This is a genomic window from Streptomyces bottropensis ATCC 25435, assembly GCF_000383595.1.
Lineage (GTDB): Bacteria > Actinomycetota > Actinomycetes > Streptomycetales > Streptomycetaceae > Streptomyces > Streptomyces bottropensis.
In genome coordinates this window covers 8,522,066-8,541,691 of record NZ_KB911581.1, presented here as the reverse complement: position 1 = coordinate 8,541,691, position 19,626 = coordinate 8,522,066, and the positions used below count along the sequence as shown (strand labels likewise).

Sequence of the window (19,626 nt, the reverse complement as noted above, 5' to 3'; positions counted from 1 at the left end):
GAGGGTTCCGGGGTGCCGGCGGTCGGGTCCGTGTCCGGCGCGATGGTGTTGCCGCAGGTCGGGATCGGTACCGACATCCACGCTTTCGAGGAGGGGCGGGAGCTGTGGTGCGCCGGGCTGAAGTGGGAGGGCGAGGGGCCGGGGCTCGCCGGGCACTCCGACGCGGACGTCGTGGCGCACGCCGCCTGCAACGCGCTGTTCTCCGCCGCCGGGCTCGGTGATCTGGGTCAGCACTTCGGGACCGGGCGGCCGGAGTGGTCGGGGGCGTCCGGGGTGACGTTGCTGGCGGAGGCGGCGCGGATCGTGCGGGCCGGGGGGTTCGTCATCGGCAACGTGGCCGTGCAGGTGGTAGGGCCTCGGCCGAAGATCGGCAAGCGGCGGGACGAGGCGCAGAAGGTGCTGTCCGAGGTGGTGGGGGCGCCGGTCTCCGTGTCCGGGGCGACCACGGACGGGCTGGGCTTCCCCGGGCGGGGTGAAGGACTGATGGCGGTGGCCACGGCGCTCGTGGTGCGGGCGGGGTGACTTCTTGGCCTTTGCTCGCGCCGTTCCCCGCGCCCCTTTTTCGGGCCCTCGGGCCGTCCGAAGGGCGCGGTGGCCGTATGCCGGGCGGGCATACGTCACGAATCTGCCGTCCTTGGGGTGAAGGGCTCTGGGCACGGCTGGTGGGCCACTACGCTTGGGGGCGTGACTATTCGCCTGTACGACACCAGCGCCCGGCAGATTCGTGACTTCGCCCCGCTCACGCCGGGTTGTGTCTCGATCTACCTGTGTGGCGCCACGGTGCAGGCGGCCCCGCACATCGGGCACATCCGGTCGGGGCTCAACTTCGACATCATGCGCCGGTGGTTCGAGTACCGCGGGTACGACGTGACGTTCATCCGGAATGTCACGGACATCGACGACAAGATCATCGCGAAGTCGGCCGACCAGGGCCGCCCCTGGTGGTCCATCGGGTACGAGAACGAGCGCGCGTTCAACGACGGGTACGGCGTGCTCGGTTGCCTGCCGCCCACCTACGAGCCGCGGGCCACCGGGCATGTGACCGAGATGGTCGAGATGATGCGCGGGCTGATCGAGCGCGGACACGCGTACGAGGCCGACGGGAACGTCTACTTCGACGTGCGGTCCTTCCCCGAGTACCTGGCGCTGTCCAACCAGGAGCTGGACAACCTCCTCCAGCCCTCCGGCGAGGGCGAGACCGGTAAGCGCGATCCCCGTGACTTCGCTATGTGGAAGTCGGCGAAGCCGGGGGAGCCGACCTGGGAGACGCCCTGGGGGCGGGGGCGGCCGGGCTGGCACCTGGAGTGCTCGGCCATGGCGCACAAGTACCTGGGCACCGCCTTCGACATCCACGGCGGCGGCCTCGACCTGATCTTCCCGCACCACGAGAACGAGATCGCGCAGGCCAAGGCCTTCGGCGACGCGTTCGCGACGTACTGGGTGCACAACGCCTGGGTCACCATGAGCGGCGAGAAGATGTCGAAGTCGCTGGGCAACAGCGTCCTCGTCTCCGAGATGGTCAAGCACTGGCGGCCCATCGTGCTCCGGTACTACCTGGGCACCCCGCACTACCGCTCGATGATCGAGTACAGCGAGGACGCCCTGCGCGAGGCCGAGTCGGCGTTCGCCCGGATCGAGGGGTTCGTCCAGCGGGTCGTCGAGAAGGCCGGCGGGGTCGTGGAGCCCGCGGCCGAGGTGCCGCCGGCGTTCGCCGAGGCGATGGACGACGACTTGGGGGTGCCGCAGGCGCTGGCCGTCGTGCACACCACGGTCCGGCAGGGCAACAGCGCGCTGGCCGCCGACGACAAGGAAGAGGCCGTGGCGCGCCTCGCCGAGGTGCGGGCCATGCTCGGTGTCCTCGGCCTCGACCCGCTCGACCCGCACTGGGCCGGGTCCGCCGGCGACCGCGGCGAGGACCTCCACGGGGTCGTCGACACGCTCGTGGGACTGGTCCTCCAGCAGCGCGAGGCCGCCCGCGGCCGCAAGGACTGGGCCACCGCGGACGCCATTCGCGACCAGCTCAACCAGTCGGGTCTGGTCATCGAGGACAGCCCCGACGGCCCGCGCTGGACGCTCGGCCCGCGCTGAGCCGGAGCGTCCGGTCACCTTGATCGATTGTGCCGCCCGGGCCTCCGGGCGGCACACTGCATTACATACGCACGACGACATACGCACGACGACAAGCGCACGACGACATAGATCACGACGACGTACGCCCGACGCGTACGCACACACGCTTCTGAGAGACGGGTAGGTCATGGCCGCTAACAACCGCCGCATGTCCGGCAAGAAGGGCGCGCAGGTCGGCAGTGGCGGCCAGCGGCGCAAGGGTCTTGAGGGCAGGGGCCCGACCCCGCCCGCCGAGATGCGCAAGAAGCACAAGGCGAACCGCATCGCCAACGCCAAGGCGAAGCAGGCCGCACGCCGTCCCGCGCCGCGTGGCCGGGGCGGCAAGGGCACGTCCGAGATGGTGGTCGGACGCAACCCCGTCGTCGAGGCGCTGCGCGAGGGCGTGCCCGCCTCGACGCTGTACGTCCAGCAGTTCATCGACAACGACGAGCGGGTGCGCGAGGCGCTGCAGCTCGCGGCCGAGCGCGGCGGCATCAACCTCATGGAGGCGCCGCGCCCCGAGCTGGACCGCATGACCAACGGGCTCAACCACCAGGGTCTCGTCCTCCAGGTTCCGGCGTACGAGTACGCGCACCCCGAGGACCTGACGAACGCCGCGTACGACGAGGGCCAGGACCCGCTGATCGTCGCCCTCGACGGCGTGACCGACCCGCGCAACCTCGGTGCCGTCGTCCGGTCGGTCTCCGCGTTCGGCGGCCACGGCGTCGTCGTGCCCGAGCGGCGCGCGGCCGGCATGACCGCCGGCGCGTGGAAGACGTCCGCCGGCACGGCCGCGCGTACGCCCGTCGCCCGCTGCACCAACCTGACGCGCGCGCTGGAGGCCTACAAGAAGGCCGGTGTCGTGGTGGTCGGTCTCGCCGCCGACGGCGAGACCGAGATCGGTGACCTGGAGGCCCTCGGCGGCCCGGTCGTCATCGTCGTCGGCAGCGAGGGCAAGGGCCTGTCCCGCCTCGTGGGCGAGACGTGCGACCACCGGGTGCGGATCCCGATGCCGGGTGGGGCCGAGTCGCTGAACGCCGGTGTCGCGGCGGGAGTTGTGCTCTACGAGGCGGCTCGGCGCCGGGCGTAGTTCCGTCGGTGTGACGGGTGTGAAACCGGGCCCCAACTGGGGGTTCGGGGTGTTCCGGACGACCTTGACGGGGTCCGGACAGATCGGGGCGGTCAAAGCAGTGTCCTAACGACACGTCACTCGGTTAGATGAGTGTGGACACCAGAACACCCCGCACACCCACGGGGGACCGTTCGTCGGGATTCGACTCGGGATTCGACGACGCTCCCGCGCTGAGCATGGTGAAGGTGCCGAGCGATCCGGCGCAGGTCATCGTCAACCACGCGAGCTTTCGCGTGCAGTTGGGCGTCTCCACGCGGGCGTCCCCGCGCATCGCACGGCACTTGAGCGTCGGCGAGGACACCGCGCGCATCCCGGTCGCGGGCACGGCCGGGCGCTCCGGCGCGCCCGCCGCCGGGCGCCGGCGCGCGCCCGTCGTCTGGAGCGGGAAGTCCGCGCCCGACGACACCGGAGCCCACCGGCTCCTCCAGGCGGTACGCGGCGCGGGCGTCGGCCGAGGGGTCGCCGACCCGCTGGGCGACACCGGGTCGACGCAGGTCATCCCCCGTGTCGACGGTGTGGGCGGCAGCACCTACGACACCGGCGGCGGGCGTTACGGCGACGCGAGCGGGCGCTACGGCGCCGACCTGACCGTCGAGACCGTCGAGACGCCCCTCGTGGGCAGCCAGCGCACCCACGGCGACCACGCCGCCGACGGCACCCGGCTCCTGCCCGCCATGCGTACTGTCGGCAGCACGTACGACGAACTGGAGTACGGCCGGGACGCCTACGCCGACGGGGAGTTCGCGGAGCCGTACGACGACGGCGAGAGTGAGCGCGGCGGGCGGCGGACCGGCAACGAGCCCGTCCGGCACGCCTATTACCCCGGGCGCCGGATGAACCTCGGCGTGGTGCTGCTGCCGCTGCGCGTCTTCCTCGGCTTCATCTCCGCCTACGCCGGCATGGGCAAGCTCTGCGACCCGCACTACTTCGACGGCGGCAAGCGCGGCTCCATGGTGAAGTGGCTGAACACGCTGCATCCGTGGGAAGTCGCCGAGCCGCTGCGGCAGTTCGCCCTCGAACACCCGGTGGGCTCGGGGCTCGTCATCGCCTTCGCCCAGGTCATCGTGGGCGTGCTGACCGTCTTCGGACTGTGGCAGCGGGTCGCCGGCGGTGTCGGGGCGCTGCTGTCGGCCGCGCTGCTCGTCACCGTCAGCTGGAAGACCGTCCCCGTCTACGAGACGCCCGACATCATCTACCTCGCCGCCTGGTCTCCGCTGATCATCGCGGGCGCGCCGGTGTACTCCGTCGACGGGCGGCTCGCGGGCGGCGCCTGGCGCACGCTCGGGCCGCGCGCCGACATCTGGGAGCTGCGGCGGTACGTACTGCGCCGGGGCACGCTCGTCGCCGCGCTCGTCGTCGGGATGACGCTGCTCGTGGGGTCCGTGCTCGGCGGGGCCGTGCGCGACGCCGACCGGATCGTCGTCCCCGGGCCCGGGGAGGCGCCGCGCAACGAGCTGCCGGGGTCGCCGCTGCCGGGTGAGCCGAGCGCGCGGCGCGAGAACAGCCCGAGCGCGTCCAACTCGCCGTCGGCGGGCGCGACATCGGCGACGCCTTCGCAGGCGGCCACGACGCCGGGCGCCGCGCCGTCCACCGGGGCGGTCACCGGTGGGCAGCCGAGTCAGACGCAGGGGACGGCGGGGCAGGCGCCGCCGCAGCAGACCACGCCGGTCGAGCAGGTGCCGAGCACCACTGCCGGGCCCAGCTCCAGCGGAGGTGCTGCCTCCGGCGGTGCGACCGGAGGAGCTACCGGGTCCAACGGGGGCTCCAACGGGGGGAGTTCCTCGGGTGGGCAGCCTGGGCTGGTGGGCGGACTGCTCGGGTAGGTTCCGTCGGCTGTGCCGATGTGCTGGTGGGCCCCGCGTGTTCTCGGCGCGGGGCCCACTGCTGTGTTCGCTAGGGCGGGGAGGCGGCTGGAGAGCGTCTGCGTCGGGCGCCGTTCAGCGGCTCAGGGCCGCCAGTTCCTTGGCTGCTTCCGTGAGGTCCTTGGCCGTGTCGATGGCTCGCCAGTAGGCGCCCTGGGGGAGGGGGAAGCCGGCCAGACGGCGTTCGCGGGCCAGGCGGGGGAACGTGGTGCGTTCGTGGTCGCCGCGGGCCGGGAGGAGGTCGGTGAACTCCGGGGAGAAGACGTAGACGCCGGCGTTGATCTCGTACGTCGTCGGCGGGGCCTCGATGAAGTCCGTCACGCGGCCGAAGCCGTCCGTCTTCACCGCGCCCCAGGGGATGCGGGGGCGGGCGAGGGCGAGGGTGGCGAGGGCGTCGCGTTCGGCGTGGAAGTCCGCCATGTCGCGGAGCGAGAAGCGGGTCCAGATGTCGCCGTTGGTGGCGTACCAGGGGCGGTCGGGGTGGGGCAGGTGGGAGGCGGCGTACTTGAGGCCGCCGCCTCGGCCGAGGGGTTCCGTCTCGACGACCGTGGTGACGCGGACCGGCAGGTCGGCCGAGTCCAGCCACTTCTGCAGGACGTCGGCGAGGTGGCCGCAGGAGACGACCACGTCGGTCACGCCCTCCTCGGCGAGCCAGGTGAGTTGATGGCCGATGATCGGGGTGCCCGTACCGGGGATCTCGACCATGGGCTTGGGCCGGTCGTCGGTGTACGGACGCAGCCGTGAGCCCTGGCCACCGGCGAGGATCACGGCTTGAACGGGGCGCGACGCGGCGTTCGGATCGGTCATGCCCGAACTGTACGTGGCGCCCCGTTCGCGGGAGCACGGCCCTGGGATCGGTGTACGGGGATGCCGAGCGCCTGGAGCCCTCGGGGATCCTGCGTGGGGCCTGGTGGGCCTACTGGAAGCCTCTGGGGGCCCCTTGGAGCCGCTGGGAGCTCTCTACGGCACCCGCGGGGCCCTCAGCGGTGCGTCGCGCTGTCTCAGCCGAACTGGGCGGCCACTCCTGTCGCGAAGGACGTGTCACAGACCGGGCGGGCGAAGGACTGGGCGCGGGTGGGGCCGTAGGCGCGGACCGCGGCGCGGCCGAGGGCGCGGGCGATGGAGGTGCAGTGCTTGGCCAGCGCCGGGCGGCCGTTCACCGCCTGCTGGAGGTGGGTGAGGGCGACGCCCGGGTTCTCCTCCTGCAGCTCCACGAGGAGTTTGTCGCGCAGCACCTCGTGCGGGGCGCGGGTCTTGGCGCGCTGGGAGACCTCCGAGGCGGCGAGCATCGACTCCGCCGGGTCGGTGCCCGACCAGTTGACCCGGGTGACCGCGAGGGTGCCGGAGAGGACCATGACGACGGGCAGGACCAGGGCCAGGGAGCGGCCGATCCTGCGGGCGGGACCGCGGCCGTGGCGCGTCCGTTGCGTGTGGGTGTGGGTGTGCTTCACGCGAGTGAGGGTAGCGCGGGGTAGTGATATGGCGACATTAGGTCACCGATACGGGGGATGTCGAAGCTCTGTCTTCCGGGTGGCAGGTTGACGCACACTGGTCGAAAACAACCTATTTGCCGGGGTAGTTGAGGGCAACGGAAAAGGCCCCGCGAATGTTTGCGGGGCCTTCTTCGTCAACCTGGGTGATTTATCCCGGGCTGGAGGTTTCGCGCACGGTCACGGACGCGCCGTGTCCGGGTCAGTCGGAGAGGCGCTCGCCCGTCGAGGTCGAGAACACGTGGTTCTCGCCCGGACGCGGCACGACGTGCAGCGTCGCGCCCTTCTCGGGCACCTGGCGGCCGTTGACGCGGACCACGAGGTCCTTGGTCTCGCCGCCGACCTCGGCGGTGCCGTAGACGTAACCGTCGGCGCCGAGCTCCTCGACGACGTTGACGGTGACGGCGAGGCCGGCCGGGGCGTCGTCGGTGTCCTTCGACAGGGCGGAGGCGACGGTACCGTCGTGCTCGACGATGTCGAAGTGCTCGGGGCGGACACCGACGGTGACGGTGGTGTCACCCTTGTCGGAGGCGGCCTTGAGCGCGTCACGGTTGACCGGGACGACGCTGTTGCCGAACTTCACACCGCCGTCGGTGATCGGGACCTCGACCAGGTTCATGGCCGGGGAGCCGATGAAGCCGGCGACGAAGAGGTTGGCCGGGCGGTCGTACATGTTGCGCGGGGTGTCGACCTGCTGGAGCAGACCGTCCTTGAGGACCGCCACACGGTCGCCCATCGTCATGGCCTCGACCTGGTCGTGGGTGACGTAGACGGTGGTGATGCCGAGGCGGCGCTGCAGGGACGCGATCTGCGTACGGGTCGAGACACGGAGCTTGGCGTCGAGGTTCGACAGCGGCTCGTCCATGAGGAAGACCTGGGGCTCACGCACGATGGCGCGACCCATGGCGACACGCTGGCGCTGACCGCCGGAGAGGGCCTTCGGCTTGCGGTCCAGGTACTCGGTGAGGTCGAGGATCTTCGCGGCCTCCTCGACCTTCTGCCGGATCTCCGCCTTGTTGATGCCGGCGATCTTGAGGGCGAAGCCCATGTTGTCGGCGACGGTCATGTGCGGGTAGAGCGCGTAGTTCTGGAACACCATGGCGATGTCCCGGTCCTTCGGCGGCAGGTGCGTGACGTCGCGGTCACCGATGCGGATGGCGCCGCCGTTGACGTCCTCGAGCCCCGCGAGCATGCGGAGCGAGGTGGACTTGCCGCAACCGGACGGGCCGACCAGTACGAGGAACTCGCCGTCCTCGATCTCGATCTCGAGCGCGTCCACGGCGGGCTTGGTGGAACCCGGGTAGATGCGGGTCGCCTTGTCGAACGAAACTGTGGCCATGGGTCGTAGGCCCCCTTCACCGGCAGGAACGTGCCGGACGATCCGAGTAAAGGTGGTGATCCACCGCGGACGGTTCCTCGGTGGTGTAGTCCACGGGAGTGGATTGGGTCAGGACGGTACCTGTCGTTCACCTGGTCTGTCAGTAGCTGGACCCCTGTGAACTTCGCGGAAATTTTCGACGAGCACACCCTGTGACGTGGGTACACTGCACGGGCGCCCCCGCGAGGGGCCACGCCTCCTTAGCTCAGCTGGCCAGAGCAACGCACTTGTAATGCGTAGGTCGTCGGTTCGAATCCGACAGGGGGCTCCGAGGAACCCCAGGTCACATAGCCCGTGACCTGGGGTTTTCTGCTGCTCGGGGCATGGTGCGGCACACGGCCGGGGAGCCGTGGGATGGCTTGCGTGAGCGATGCGTGAGCGGAGCGGGCCGGCGCCCTACTTCTTGGGCTTCTTCCGCTTGCCCTTCCTCTTGGCCCTGGCCTCGGCCTTCGCCTTGTCCTTGGCCTTCTTGGCGGCCTTCGCCGCCTTGCGGGCGGCCTCCTCCGCCTCGGTCCTCCGCTGAAGCGGGACCAGCTTGGCGGTGGCCTCGGCGGCGCTCTTGCCGACCTGGGGCAGGACGCTCTGGTAGATGTCCCGCGTGATTCGGGTGTCGCTGTGCCCGAGCGTGTCCGACACGATCTTCACGTCGATGCCGGCGGCGAGCATGAGCGTGGCCGCGCCGTGGCGGAGGTCGTGCAGCCGGATCGGCGGGAGCCCGGAGGCGGCGACGAGGCGCTCGAAGAGGTCGGTCACCTTCCCGGGGTGCAACCAGGAGCCGTCTTCCTGGGTGAAGACGAGCCCGGTCTCGACCCAGGCTGTTCCCCACTCCTCGCGGTCCGCCACCTGCTGCTTGCGATGCCGCTCCAGCACGCCGACGGTGTCGTCGTCCAGGGCCACGACGCGGAACCCGCTGTCGGTCTTCGGTTCGGACGCCTCGACTTCCCATCCGTCCTGGATGAGTTGGCCGGTGACGGTGAGGGAATGCCGGTCGAGGTTGGTCTCCGACCATGGCTGGCCGCATGCCTCACCGCGACGCAGTCCGCGGAAGGCGATCAGATGCCACATGGCGTACAGCCGGTCCGTGGCCACGAAGTCGAGGAACGCACCGGTCTGTTCCGGCGTCCAGACCATGACGGGGGAGGGCTTCTCGCCGGTCTGTTGCCACCGGGCGACCCGCTCGTCCGTCCACACCAGGGCCTTCGGTTTGCGGACGGGGTCGATCTCGACGTGGGCCGCTGGGTTGAACGTGATGATCTGCTGGCCGATAGCGTCGTTCAGGGCAGCGCGGAGTGTCGCCTTGATGTGCTGGCGTGTGGACGGCCCGGTGACGCGGCGGAAGGGTGGCATCGCGTCGATCGCCGCCTTCATGGCTGTGCGGCGGGCCCGGTTCTCCACGCCCTTCCACGGAACGGTCGCCAACTCCTCGACCGCCGTGCGCCGCTGGGCGTTCTGCTCCAGGATCTCGGCGTTGGCGTCGGTGATGGCGGTGAACATCTCGCTGAGATGGCTCACGCGCAGCCGGTCGAGGCGCCGCTCGCCGATGTGGGGTTTGAGGTGCACGCGGACGTCGGTCTCGTAGCGGCTGACGCCAGACTTCCGTATGCGCTTGCCCGCGAGCCACCGGTCCAGCCACTCGCCCACAGTGAGGCTGCCCACGAGGTCCTGGCCGGCATTGAGGCGCCGCCTCGTTTCTTCGACGTCGGGGAGGGGCAGCTTGTCGCGGCTGACCTCGGCCAGCATCTCGGCGATCAGCTGGACACCCTCGGGGTCGTCCGGCTCGGCGAGCCCGAGGAGGGCGCGTACGTGGTCGAGTTCGGCCTGGGCGGCCTTGAGGCTGGCGTACCCGCCCCGGGCGAAGGACCGTCGGCTGCCGTCCTCGCGGGGCGGCAGCTCCTGGCGTATGGAGTAGGTGCAGTGGTTCCTGCTGCTGCGCTTGGGGCAGGAGGAGCCAAGTTCCTTGCCGGTCTTCGGGTCACGGCAGGAGCAGCGGCGGTAGGTGGAGCCTTTCAAAGGCGTTCCTCCGGGGTGGTGTTGGGTTCTTCTTCGGGTGAATCGACATCGCCCAGCGCGGGTGGCAGATGGGGTGGGGTGGCGCCTTCCTCGCGGAGCTCGCGGCGGAGGTGGCGGAGGCTGTACTTGGCGGAGATGGCCTGGTCGGCGTACTTGGCCCGCTTGCGCTCGGCTTCTTCCTGCAGGGCGCGGCTGGTGGTGGTCTTGGCCGCGAACCTCGCACGCTCTTCCTCTTCGAGCGCGGCGAGGGCGGTTTGTACGAGGCTGGCGTGGTGCTCGAAGTCGGGGACCAGGCCCGCGTCGTACATGGGCATTTCCTGCTCGCCGGTGAAGCGCCGCAGGGCGTCCCAGGTGGGGATGAGGTCCTGGAAGGGGAGTTCCTGGGTCCGCTCGACGTAGCCGACCGGGAAGATCAGGCAGACCGGGTACGTCTCCAGGGCCGCCGCCAGGACCATGACGTCCACCAGCGGCAGGCTGGCCCTGCGCCCGGACTCCATGTTGGCGATCACGTTGCGCGGGATGGGATGCCCCAGCCGCTCGCACTGATCCGCGAGGTCCTGTGCGCTCCATCCCATCTCCTTCCTTCTCCGCCGAACTTCGCCGGCCACGTTGGCCTTGATCCGATCCGCCCACTCCGGGAAGTCGTCCTCATCAGCATCCACACCGCGTTGTGTCATGAAGACACATTAGCTTGGTCATGATGGTTGGAACACGCCTGGAGCCGGACGTGGCGGGCATGTTCGCCGAGGGCTGTACCGAAAGGGGCGCACTACATGCGCGAAGACGCGACAACCGGACAGCCGAAGGGCTCGAAGGGGATGAGTAGGGAAGAGCTGCTCGCGCTTCCCGTGGCCATTGAACTGGATACAAGCAACCGGGCTCTGGGGCTCGGGCGGAGCAAGGGCTATGAGCTGGCGAAGCGGGGCGCCTATCCCTGCAAGGTGCTGCGGCTCGGCAACGCCTACCGGGTCGTGACCGCAGACCTGCTGGAGCTGCTCGGGCTGGCGGCGTGAAAGCGGGGCAGCGTAGCAAACGGTTCTGCGCTGAGCTGACACAGAAATGCTGGACTGTGTCGGGGCGTGGACGTACTGTCCGTGTTCCCTCGCCCCGGCCCAGGAAGCGAGAAAGCCCCCGGCGCGCCAACGCCGGAGGCTCCGCACACTCCACTGCCCGCATTCCAACGAACGACCTGCGTGAGTCGGGCCTGCATGCCCGACGTCACCGAATAAGGAGCTGCCCTGTGCAACCTACGACACCCGAGCCGCATTCCGCACCCGGCAAAGCGGCATGGCCGACGGTCGCGGTGCCCGGCCGGCCCGGCCACGCGCCCGAAGCCGGCCCGGAGGCCGATGAGCGGGCGCCGGGTACGGTTCCGGTGGATCAGCCCGCCGAGGAGGCGGTGCCAGACCCGGAGCCGACGTACGGCTCTGAGCTGCTGGACGAACTGCGTGCCCACATAGCCCAGTTCGTGATCCTGCCCTCCTCGCAGGCGCTGGACGCGGTCACGTTGTGGGTGGCGGCGACGCATCTGCAGCCCGCGTGGCAGCACGCCCCGCGCCTGGCGGTGGTGGGGCCGGCGAAGCGGTGCGGCAAGTCACGGCTGCTGGACGTGCTGACCGAGACGGTCCACGAGCCGATGCTCACCATCAACACCACCCCGGCGGCGATCTTCCGCTCCATCACCGATGAGCCGCCCACCCTGCTGGTGGACGAGGCGGACACCATCTTCGGCACGCCGAAGCAGGCAGAGAAGAACGAGGAGATGCGCGGCCTGCTCAACGCCGGCCACCAGCGCAACCGCTACGTCACCCGGGTAGTCGGCAACGACCACACCCCGCACCGGTTCGCCACCTTCGCCATGGCCGCCCTGGCGGGGATCGGCGACCTGCCCGACACGATCATGGACCGGTCGGTCGTGGTACGGATGCGTCGCCGGGCCGAGGGCGAGAGCGTCAAGCCGTTCCGCTCGCGCCGTGACATCCCAGGACTCCATGATCTGCGGGACCGTATCGCCGCCTGGTCCAGGCCACTGCTGGACGAGGCTGCGGATCTGGAGCCGGACATGCCGGTGGAGGACCGGGCTGCCGACACCTGGGAGCCCTTGATCACCGTCGCTGACCTGGCCGCCGGGTCCTGGCCCCGCCGGGCTCGGGCGGCGTGTGCGGGGATGGTGGCCGCGGAGGTCGAGGCGGAGGAGGACCAGCCCGGTGAGGCCCGGATCCTCGCCGACATCCGCAGGGTCTTCGTCGCCCAGCGCGAGGTCGACAGCCTCTCCACGGACGAACTGCTGCACCACCTGCGTCAGAACGCCGAGAGCCCGTGGGCGGAATGGGGGCGCAGCGGGCTGAGCGCCCGCGAACTGGCGGCGATGCTGCGCTGGTACGACATCAAGCCCGGCAACGTCCGCCTCGCCGACGGCACCCAGCGCAAGGGCTACATGCGCAACAAGTTCCTCGACGCGTGGCGGCGCTACTGCCCCACCGTTCACTCAGTGAACGCCGAGCCGACCGCCCCAGCCTCGGGCTGAGCCCCGCATCCCCCGGTGACCGTCCCTGCCGTCCCTGCCGTGATCCCGCAGGTCAAAAGGCGTGCGGCCGGGACGGAAACCGGGGGCAAGACGGCAACGCGATCACGAAGGCCGCGTTGCCACCAACCGGACGCTGCCCGGATCCGTCTTGTGCCGTCTCGGGCGTCCCCGCCGTATCACCGCAGGTCACGACGCTGTCGGCCGGGACGGCAAGACGGATGCGATTCGTCCGTGGCCACCGAACCGCAGCACCCGTCGCCCGTGTGTGCCCCCAGGACGCGCCGGCGCCGCCAGGACGGAACACCAGCCCTCCTGCCGTACCGGCCCTGACCTGCGCATGCAACGGCCAAGACGGCAAAGACGGACCACGCCATCACCCCCAGGAGAACCCCGCTTGACCACCCTCTCCACACCCACCCACCGGGACCATCGCCCCGATGGAGGGCGGCCGATGACGACCAAGCAGGCGGCCGAGCGGTACGCGCTCGTCGCGGCCGGAGTCGTCATCGTGGCACTCACCGCCGGCGGGTTCTGGCTGTCCTACGCGCACCTCGCCGAGGTCGCCGGACAGCACGGCCTCAAGAGCTCCCCGGTCCGCCAGTGGGCCTGGCCCGCGACCTTGGACGCGTTCATCGTCGCGGGCGAACTGCTCATGCTCCGCGCGGGCCTGCGCCGGGTGACCGACGGCTGGGCGATCGCCCTCACCGCCACCGGATCGGTCGGCTCCATCGCACTCAACGTGGCCGGGGTCAGCGGCACAGGCAACGCCAGCACTGTGCCCCTCCTCGACTACGTGGTCGCCGCGGTTCCCCCGACTGCCGCACTGCTGGCCTTCGGCGTCCTGATGCGGCAGATCCACCAAGTGGTCGACCAACCTGCCGACCACTGGGACGCCGCACCCTTCCAGTTGCCGGAACCACCGGTCACCGCGCCCGCCAGGCCCGCTGAGCCACCGGCCGAGCCGGTCCGGCCCGCTGAGCCTCAGGCTGCCGGTTCCGTCCGGCCGACGGAACCACCGCTCGAGGTTTCGGAGAGCAAGCCGAGCGGTGGTCGTCCGCCCAAGGCCACGCTCGCGGAGCTCGTGGAGATCGGCCGGATCGCCCTCGCTGAGCACGGCACACTCAGCCGCTCCCTTCTCCGGAATGCCGTCAAGGACAGGGACCTGACGATCGGCAGTCAGCGGCAGACCGAGGTGATGGAGATCCTCCGGCCCGAAATCGAGGCCGCCGCCAAGACTGGTCCGAGCGCGGGCTGACCGGAAACCCAGCGGGGTGACCGGAACCCCTTCCGGTCACCCCGGCCAGCCGACCACCACACCGCTCACCGCCCACTTATCCACACCTGTGGATGGCGTGCTGGCCACCAGCACTCCGCCAGTCCTTCCCCGTCGACCAGCCTGCCCCCGCCCCTTCCGGAGAACCGCCCGTGACGCACGACCCGCACCGCTCCGACCACACTCCCGACGAGCCGCTGCCGCTGACGAAGTCCCCCACGCTGATGGGGCGTTTGCGGCAGGCGTTCGGACGGGCTGCCCCTGGCGGAGCCAGTAGTACCCCGAGTCCGACTCAAGGCCGGACTTCGGGGGTCTCCGCCCCGGGGGTGGCGGAGACGGCCCAGCGCCAGGGGGCGCCGGACCAGGGGGTCGGAGCCGAGGGCGGCCCCGACCCGGATACGCTCCACTCCGTCCAGCAAGCCGTCCTGCGCCCCGCAGCCGTCGCCGCCGGCGAGCCTGCCGTGCAGAGCGTGCAGCCCACGATCCGCCGCTTCACCGGCACCAAGCGCAACGACCGTGTCGGCCCGCTGCGCTTCACCGGCGACCAGCGAGCCCGCCTCCAGCAGACCGCTGCCGAGCACGGCTACAAGGGCGACTCCGGCTTCGCCGCCGACATCGTCCTCGCCTTCCTCACCGGCCGGTTCACCGCCAACCTGCCCCTGTCCGAAGACCGCCGCCGCACCCACCACTTTCGCGCCCAGGTCCTGCGCCAGCTCAACCGGATCGGCGTCAACGTCAACCAGATCGCCCGCGCCCTCAACAGCGACCACACCCCACCCGACATACGCCAACGCCTCGCCGATCTCCACCACCTGCTGGAGCTGATCGCCGAAGCCCTGCGCCAGCCCGCCGATCTAGAGACGGAGGCATCCGCGTGATCGCCGCCATCAAACCGGCCGGGGCCAATACCCGCGGACTGCTCGCCTACCTCTACGGCCGCGGAACCCACGACGAGCACTTCGACCCGCACATCGTGGCCGGCTTCGCGATGCTCGGCATGCCCGACCCCGGCCGCGACGAGAACGCCACCCTCACCGAACTCGGCCACTACCTCGATGAGCCGGTCTCCTTGCGCAACAGCGAGTTCGGCAAGCCGGTCACCGACCACGTCTGGCACTGCCCGGTCCGCGCCGCCCCCGAGGACCGCTACCTCTCCGACGCCGAGTGGGGCGAGATCGCCCAGCGCATCGTCCAGGCCGCAGGCATCGCTCCGACCGGTGACGACCTGGCCTGCCGCTGGATCGCCGTACGCCACGCCGACGACCACATCCACATCCTCGCCACCACCGTCCGCGAAGACGGCCGCCGCCCCAAACTCCACGACAGCGGCATCCGCGTCGGCGACGCCTGCCGCGAGATCGAGAAGGACTACGGGCTGCGCCAGCTAAGGAAGGGCGACCGCACCGGCGCCCGCCGCCCCACCCAGGCCGAGATGCACAAGGCCGAACGCCTCGGCTGGGACCAGCCCAGCCCCGCCTGGCTCCAGGACCGCATCCGTGCCGCCATCCCCCACGTGACAGGCGCCGAGGAATTCATCGCCTATCTGCAAGCCACCGGCGTCGAGGTCCAGGTCCGGCGCGGCCCGTCAGGGGACCTCCTGGGGTATGCAGCTGGCCGTCCTGGTGACGTCAACGAGGCCGGCGAGCAGATCTACCACCCCGGAAGCAAGATCTCCCCCGACCTCTCCCTGCCCAAAATCACCGCCCGCCTCGAATCCAGCCGGCCCGAAGAACACCCCACCGCCCGCCGCAACCACCCCAGCACCCCCTGGCACCAAGCCACCGACGCCCTCGACACCCTCCACACCGGCCTCGCCGACGACACCCACGCCCAGGCCCACATCGCCGCCCTCGGCGAACTCCTGGAAGCCACCGCCCAGAAGGCACCCGCCCATCTGCGCGCCGAACTCCGGGCCGCCTCCAAGGCGTTCGCCCGAGCCCAGCGCTCCCAGGTCCGGGCGGAAGACCGTGCCGCCCACGCCCTGCGCAGCGCGGCACGCGACATCGTCCACACCGCCACCGGCCCCGACGGCAGCGCACTCGCCGCCCTGGTCGCAGCCCTCGTCTGGGCCACCATCGTCGCCGGGCGCTGGCACGACGCGAAGAACCACGCCCACCAGGCCGACGCCGCCCGCGAGGCCGTCCGGCACCTCCAGAGCGCTGCCGACCATGCCATCGCACCGGTGCTCGCCGGACTCACAGCCCGGCCGCCCAGGGAGCAGGCCCGCCGCACCCTGGCCAGCGACGTACGAGCAGCCGTCCCCGACCACGCCGAGCGAATCCTCGCCGACCCGGCCTGGCCCGCGCTCGCCACCGTCCTCGCCGACGCCGAAGCCCGCGGCCACCAACCCCACCAGCTCCTCAAGGACGCCGCTGCCCAGCGCGAGCTGACCACCGCACGACAGCCCGGCCGCGTCCTCATCACCCGCATCCAGCACACCGGCCGAAACCCAGCGCCGAACCGCCGTGCCGAAGCCGCCCGCCTGCAGTCGACCATGGCAGGCTCGGTCCCCGCTCAGCAGACCGGAAATGGTCGGATGCCGGCGGTGACTTCATCACCTACCGAACAGCAGCACCGACAGCGCCGGTAGGTACCAAGCGCAGTGTGCCCATCCGGCATGGCCAAATCAGATGGATGGCCTCGCCGCTCGCGGCGGCGAGGCCATCAGTTCCTACGGCTTGGCTCAGCCGCACAGCTTCGGCTTCGCTCGGAACGGCAGCGGGCGCGCCGGGCGGGTGGAAGACTTACGAACCTGCTCGCCTCAGAGAGCCGGCCGAACACCGTCAGCACTATCCCTGCTTGGCGTACTCCACGAATGCCGTCCAGGCCGTTCGCTGAACGGCCATGAGCCCCCGGTCGCGGGCCTTCGTGTCCCGAACCATCACGTGCTGCGCGTCGTTGTCGGCCACTTCAACGCAGTTCTCCGTCCCGGTGTAGGAGCTGGTACGCCAGTTCGGGGCCACGGGCTGCATGGTGCTCTCCTAGTCGCTCGGCATCTGATCGAAGTGGTGGATCGCCGTGAGGATGAGGTTTCGGACTGCTGTTCCGTAGACCGCTGACTGTTGCAAGAGGGCGAACGCCTTGGTGTACAGCTCGATTTCGCGGGGCTGGGTGACGGAGAACTCCGCCGAGTAGGTCTCGACGAGGACGAGCTTGTCGTCGAACATCGAGAAGGAGTTGCCGGGCCAGATGCCCAGGGGTGCGGATCGGGGGATGATGCCCAGGCTCAGCCGGGGGAGCCGCATGACCGCCAGCAGGCGGTCGAGCTGCCCCTTCATCACCTCGGGGCCGCCGAAGTTGGTGTAGAGGGCCTGTTCGCCGAGGACCACGTTGAAGATCCGGTTGCCCTGGTACAGGTACTGCTGCCGTTCGAGTCGCTTGGCGGTGGCGGCTTCCGCGTCGTCGGGGATCTCGTAGTAGTCGACGACCTGTCTGAACGTCTCGGCCGCGTAGTCCGCTGTCTGGATCGTTCCCCACACGAGCGTCGGGTGCCAGATGCGGAAGACCTTGGTCTTGGCGTAGACCGGCAGGGCCTTGCGTTGCCGTCGTTCCGCCCCTGTCTGCAGCTGCCGGCGCCACTCGAGCCACAGCTCGTCGATGTGGCGCACCGTGGCTATCAAGTCATCAACGATCTCATGCCTGTTGGTCTTGATGCACCAGACCCGGATGTCGTCCTCGCTGGGGTTCTGCTTGCCGTTCTCCAGCCGGGAGACCTTGGACTCGGCCCACCCCGTGGCCACGGCGAATGCCCGGCCGCTCGGGAATCCGGCGTCCTTCCGGAATCCGCGCAGCCGGGCACCCAGTGCCTCTCGTGCTTCTTGAGCTTGGTTATTCACTGATGGGTCAGGGCTTGTACTCGGCGTGTGGGATGGCGGCGGTCCAGAGCAGGTCACGCACGCGGACGCACTCGGCCACGGTGTCCGGGTCCTCGACGATTTCCGACCCCAGCACTCGGCCCTCGGGGTCGAAGTGGCCGACGGCGAGGAGACGGTCGTCGTACAGCCACCAGTCGTTGCCGCCTACCGGGAAGTCGATGCCTTCCGGCAGGCGGTGCCGCGGAAGCCATCGGATGTCCTCGCCGGCCTCCTGGTTGAGGTGGGTCAACGAGTGCTCCCACCCGACGTATCGGGAGTGCGGCTCGGTGATGACCCGGACGCGCCTGACGGTCTTCCCTTCGCCCGTGACGCGCTTCATGAGCGTCATCCAGGGGTCGAGCCACGCGTAGTCGTCCGGCTCACCCCTCTGCCACCGCGCGTAGGGCGTGTCCTCGACGGGAGACCCGTAGTCGTCCCTCAGCTCCAGGTGGAAGGCATCGCGTTCGAAGCTGCTGAACAGCTCGTCACGCTGGGCCGAGGTGATCAGGTCCACTGTTCTCCTCCAGCAGGGCCGTGATCGAGGACTTGGGGACCTCGATGCAGGTCTCATAGTCGGGCATCCGCATCTGACTCAACGCCTCGGGATCGGTCATCTCCGGGCCTTGCAGGATGCACGTGTCCTGTTCCGTGACGAGCATGATCGGGGAGGTGAAGCTCTTGATCTCGCCGGCTGCGTGTCCGTCCTTCGTCAGGTGCTCGAACAGCTCCGGCGGAACCTCGATCACCGTCTGACCTTCGGGCACGTCGAGCCGCATGAGCAAGTCGTTCGCGAACACCTTCCAGCCTTGAATGACGTAGCTGTCCTGGTCACTGGCGTACAGGGTGGGGCTGTCTCCGGGGGTGGAGTTCTTGCCAAGGAACCGTAGCTTCACGGCTGCTCTCCCGTCCGCTGCCTTGCGCTGGTTTGCGCGACACGACGATGGTCTGCGAGGCGATCTACCCCGTCAATCGACTTGCTGCAAACTCGCGCAATCTTCTTGGGGGTTGAGAGACAGTCGTCCTACGGTCGTCTCCAAACCCGAGCAACCAAGGGAAGTCGGCGGATGCACCTGAGGTGTGGCGCCGAGAGCAACTTTCCTGCCCGTGACGTGCGGAGGACAGCGATGGCTCTTGCCTTGCAGAGTGCAACCGCTCCCGAGGCGACGCGCGGGAGATTACGGAGCGCTTTCGGCGGCATAGCCAGTGCTGTTCCGCCGCAGGGAAGGGTTCCGCAGGTACACGGTCCGAGGAGAGACATGGACCAGCCAGTTCGCTTCGTCGTCTCCTCCACCCGCGCACCGCAGCGAGTAGGGCAACTGCGCCGGATCGGTGCCGCTCACCTCCGGCTGTGGGGGATCGGCTCCTGCATCGACACAGCCAACCTGCTCATCAGCGAGCTGGTCACCAACGCCGTCCGGTACGGCGAGACGGAGGACGTCAGCATCTCCGTCTCGTACTGGCGGGGCGAGGTCCGCATCGAGGTGGCTGACGGAACTCCGGGCCGGCCGCAGGTGAAGAGACCGGCCGCCGACGAGGAGAGCGGTCGCGGCATGCTGATCGTCGAAGCTCTCGCCGAGGACTGGGGGACCAGCGAGGACGGCACACTCACGTGGTGCACCATCGCCGTACCGGAACCGGTGATGCCCAAGTCGGGGTTTTGGTGCGAGTGGCGCAATGAGGACGGCCAGCAGCTCTCGCTCGCGGCCATGCCCACGCCGGACCGCGCGATCCGCTGGGCTCGCATCCAGATGCGCGTCATCGCCTCGGCCATCGACGCGTCGGTGGTCGGCTACGTCTGGGACTGGCTGTCCGACGGATGGCGCGAGCCTGCCGAAGCCCTGAAGAACGGCGAGGAGTTCACGCTCCCCCTCTCGGCCGGCCCGTACAAGTTCGTCTGGCATGCCCGTCCGGTGCGCTTTGTGCCCCTGGTCGGCGGAACCCCTCTGCCCCACCTCGCGGAGGAGGAGCCTGCGCGCGCCGGATGAGGAACG

Annotated in this window: 19 protein-coding genes and 1 tRNA gene; 11 read left to right on the top strand and 9 right to left on the bottom strand. The window is 69.9% G+C overall.

Translation table 11 applies throughout. From position 1 onward, the window contains the following. The first annotated feature begins 42 nt into the window (after positions 1–42). The 4 genes from ispF to STRBO_RS0137775 all read left to right on the top strand — a co-directional run bounded on the left by ispF (position 43) and on the right by STRBO_RS0137775 (position 5,064). Positions 43–522: a 2-C-methyl-D-erythritol 2,4-cyclodiphosphate synthase gene (gene ispF, locus STRBO_RS0137790; protein WP_381199685.1), complete on the top strand. Its 480-nt coding sequence runs from the start codon at positions 43–45 to the stop codon at positions 520–522. 162 nt (positions 523–684) lie between these two features. Beyond that, entirely contained in the window at positions 685–2,088 is a 1,404-nt protein-coding gene (cysS, locus tag STRBO_RS0137785) for a cysteine--tRNA ligase (protein WP_020115719.1), read from the top strand. 169 nt (positions 2,089–2,257) lie between these two features. Further along, positions 2,258–3,199 carry a 23S rRNA (guanosine(2251)-2'-O)-methyltransferase RlmB gene (rlmB, locus tag STRBO_RS0137780; protein ID WP_028797081.1) on the top strand — a complete coding sequence of 314 codons (942 nt, stop codon included), beginning with the start codon at positions 2,258–2,260 and terminating at the stop codon, positions 3,197–3,199. Between the two features lie 134 nt (positions 3,200–3,333). Continuing rightward, positions 3,334–5,064, top strand: coding sequence for a DoxX family protein (locus tag STRBO_RS0137775; protein ID WP_005476798.1), 1,731 nt, complete (start codon positions 3,334–3,336; stop codon positions 5,062–5,064). Between the two features lie 114 nt (positions 5,065–5,178). On the opposite strand, the gene STRBO_RS0137770 is transcribed toward STRBO_RS0137775, so the two are convergent. From STRBO_RS0137770 to STRBO_RS0137760, 3 genes are all read right to left on the bottom strand, one after another. Beyond that, complete coding sequence (locus tag STRBO_RS0137770) at positions 5,179–5,910, bottom strand: nucleotidyltransferase family protein (protein ID WP_005476796.1); 732 nt, start codon at positions 5,908–5,910, stop codon at positions 5,179–5,181. Positions 5,911–6,104: 194 nt separating this feature from the next. Further along, positions 6,105–6,554 carry a hypothetical protein gene (locus STRBO_RS0137765; RefSeq protein ID WP_005476794.1) on the bottom strand — a complete coding sequence of 150 codons (450 nt, stop codon included), beginning with the start codon at positions 6,552–6,554 and terminating at the stop codon, positions 6,105–6,107. A 241-nt stretch (positions 6,555–6,795) separates the two neighbouring features. After that, positions 6,796–7,932 carry an ABC transporter ATP-binding protein gene (locus STRBO_RS0137760; RefSeq protein ID WP_005476793.1) on the bottom strand — a complete coding sequence of 379 codons (1,137 nt, stop codon included), beginning with the start codon at positions 7,930–7,932 and terminating at the stop codon, positions 6,796–6,798. A gap of 233 nt (positions 7,933–8,165) precedes the next feature. Here STRBO_RS0137760 and STRBO_RS0137755 point away from each other — a divergent pair. After that, positions 8,166–8,239: transfer RNA gene (locus STRBO_RS0137755), tRNA-Thr, on the top strand. Between the two features lie 128 nt (positions 8,240–8,367). Here STRBO_RS0137755 and STRBO_RS0137750 read toward each other — a convergent pair. Together STRBO_RS0137750 and STRBO_RS0137745 are read right to left on the bottom strand one after the other, a co-directional pair. Further along, complete coding sequence (locus STRBO_RS0137750; RefSeq protein ID WP_005476791.1) at positions 8,368–9,981, bottom strand: tyrosine-type recombinase/integrase; 1,614 nt, start codon at positions 9,979–9,981, stop codon at positions 8,368–8,370. Next, positions 9,978–10,643, bottom strand: a complete 666-nt coding sequence (locus STRBO_RS0137745) for a helix-turn-helix domain-containing protein (RefSeq protein WP_005476789.1) — start codon at positions 10,641–10,643, stop codon at positions 9,978–9,980. Before STRBO_RS0137745 ends, STRBO_RS0137750 begins: the two co-directional genes overlap by 4 nt. Before the next feature lie 111 nt (positions 10,644–10,754). On the opposite strand from STRBO_RS0137745, the gene STRBO_RS0137740 reads away from it, so the two are divergent. The 5 genes from STRBO_RS0137740 to STRBO_RS0137720 all read left to right on the top strand — a co-directional run bounded on the left by STRBO_RS0137740 (position 10,755) and on the right by STRBO_RS0137720 (position 16,371). Continuing rightward, entirely contained in the window at positions 10,755–10,994 is a 240-nt protein-coding gene (locus tag STRBO_RS0137740) for a hypothetical protein (protein WP_020665673.1), read from the top strand. 227 nt (positions 10,995–11,221) lie between these two features. Beyond that, positions 11,222–12,508, top strand: coding sequence for a DUF3631 domain-containing protein (locus STRBO_RS0137735; RefSeq protein WP_028797080.1), 1,287 nt, complete (start codon positions 11,222–11,224; stop codon positions 12,506–12,508). 451 nt (positions 12,509–12,959) lie between these two features. Next, entirely contained in the window at positions 12,960–13,763 is an 804-nt protein-coding gene (locus tag STRBO_RS0137730) for a DUF2637 domain-containing protein (RefSeq protein WP_020115715.1), read from the top strand. Positions 13,764–14,107: 344 nt separating this feature from the next. Then, complete coding sequence (locus STRBO_RS0137725) at positions 14,108–14,659, top strand: MobC family plasmid mobilization relaxosome protein (RefSeq protein WP_005476783.1); 552 nt, start codon at positions 14,108–14,110, stop codon at positions 14,657–14,659. Then, the gene (locus STRBO_RS0137720; RefSeq protein WP_005476782.1) at positions 14,656–16,371 is read left to right on the top strand and encodes a relaxase/mobilization nuclease domain-containing protein; all 1,716 of its coding nucleotides are present in this window, start codon (positions 14,656–14,658) and stop codon (positions 16,369–16,371) included. The genes STRBO_RS0137725 and STRBO_RS0137720 overlap by 4 nt, the downstream gene beginning before the upstream one ends. 199 nt (positions 16,372–16,570) lie before the next feature. On the opposite strand, the gene STRBO_RS0137715 is transcribed toward STRBO_RS0137720, so the two are convergent. The 4 genes from STRBO_RS0137715 to STRBO_RS0137700 are packed head-to-tail and all read right to left on the bottom strand — an operon-like array spanning position 16,571 to position 18,528. After that, a complete protein-coding gene (locus STRBO_RS0137715; RefSeq protein WP_005476781.1) occupies positions 16,571–16,753 on the bottom strand; it encodes a DUF397 domain-containing protein in 183 nt (60 codons plus the stop codon). A 9-nt stretch (positions 16,754–16,762) separates the two neighbouring features. Beyond that, on the bottom strand, positions 16,763–17,617 hold the full coding sequence (locus STRBO_RS0137710) for a helix-turn-helix domain-containing protein (RefSeq protein WP_028797079.1): 855 nt from the start codon (positions 17,615–17,617) through the stop codon (positions 16,763–16,765). Between the two features lie 7 nt (positions 17,618–17,624). Further along, positions 17,625–18,149: a DUF6879 family protein gene (locus STRBO_RS0137705; protein WP_005476773.1), complete on the bottom strand. Its 525-nt coding sequence runs from the start codon at positions 18,147–18,149 to the stop codon at positions 17,625–17,627. Beyond that, positions 18,121–18,528, bottom strand: coding sequence for a hypothetical protein (locus tag STRBO_RS0137700; protein ID WP_005476771.1), 408 nt, complete (start codon positions 18,526–18,528; stop codon positions 18,121–18,123). Before STRBO_RS0137700 ends, STRBO_RS0137705 begins: the two co-directional genes overlap by 29 nt. 363 nt (positions 18,529–18,891) lie before the next feature. On the opposite strand from STRBO_RS0137700, the gene STRBO_RS0137695 reads away from it, so the two are divergent. Further along, on the top strand, positions 18,892–19,620 hold the full coding sequence (locus STRBO_RS0137695; RefSeq protein ID WP_005476770.1) for an ATP-binding protein: 729 nt from the start codon (positions 18,892–18,894) through the stop codon (positions 19,618–19,620). Positions 19,621–19,626: the final 6 nt, after the last annotated feature.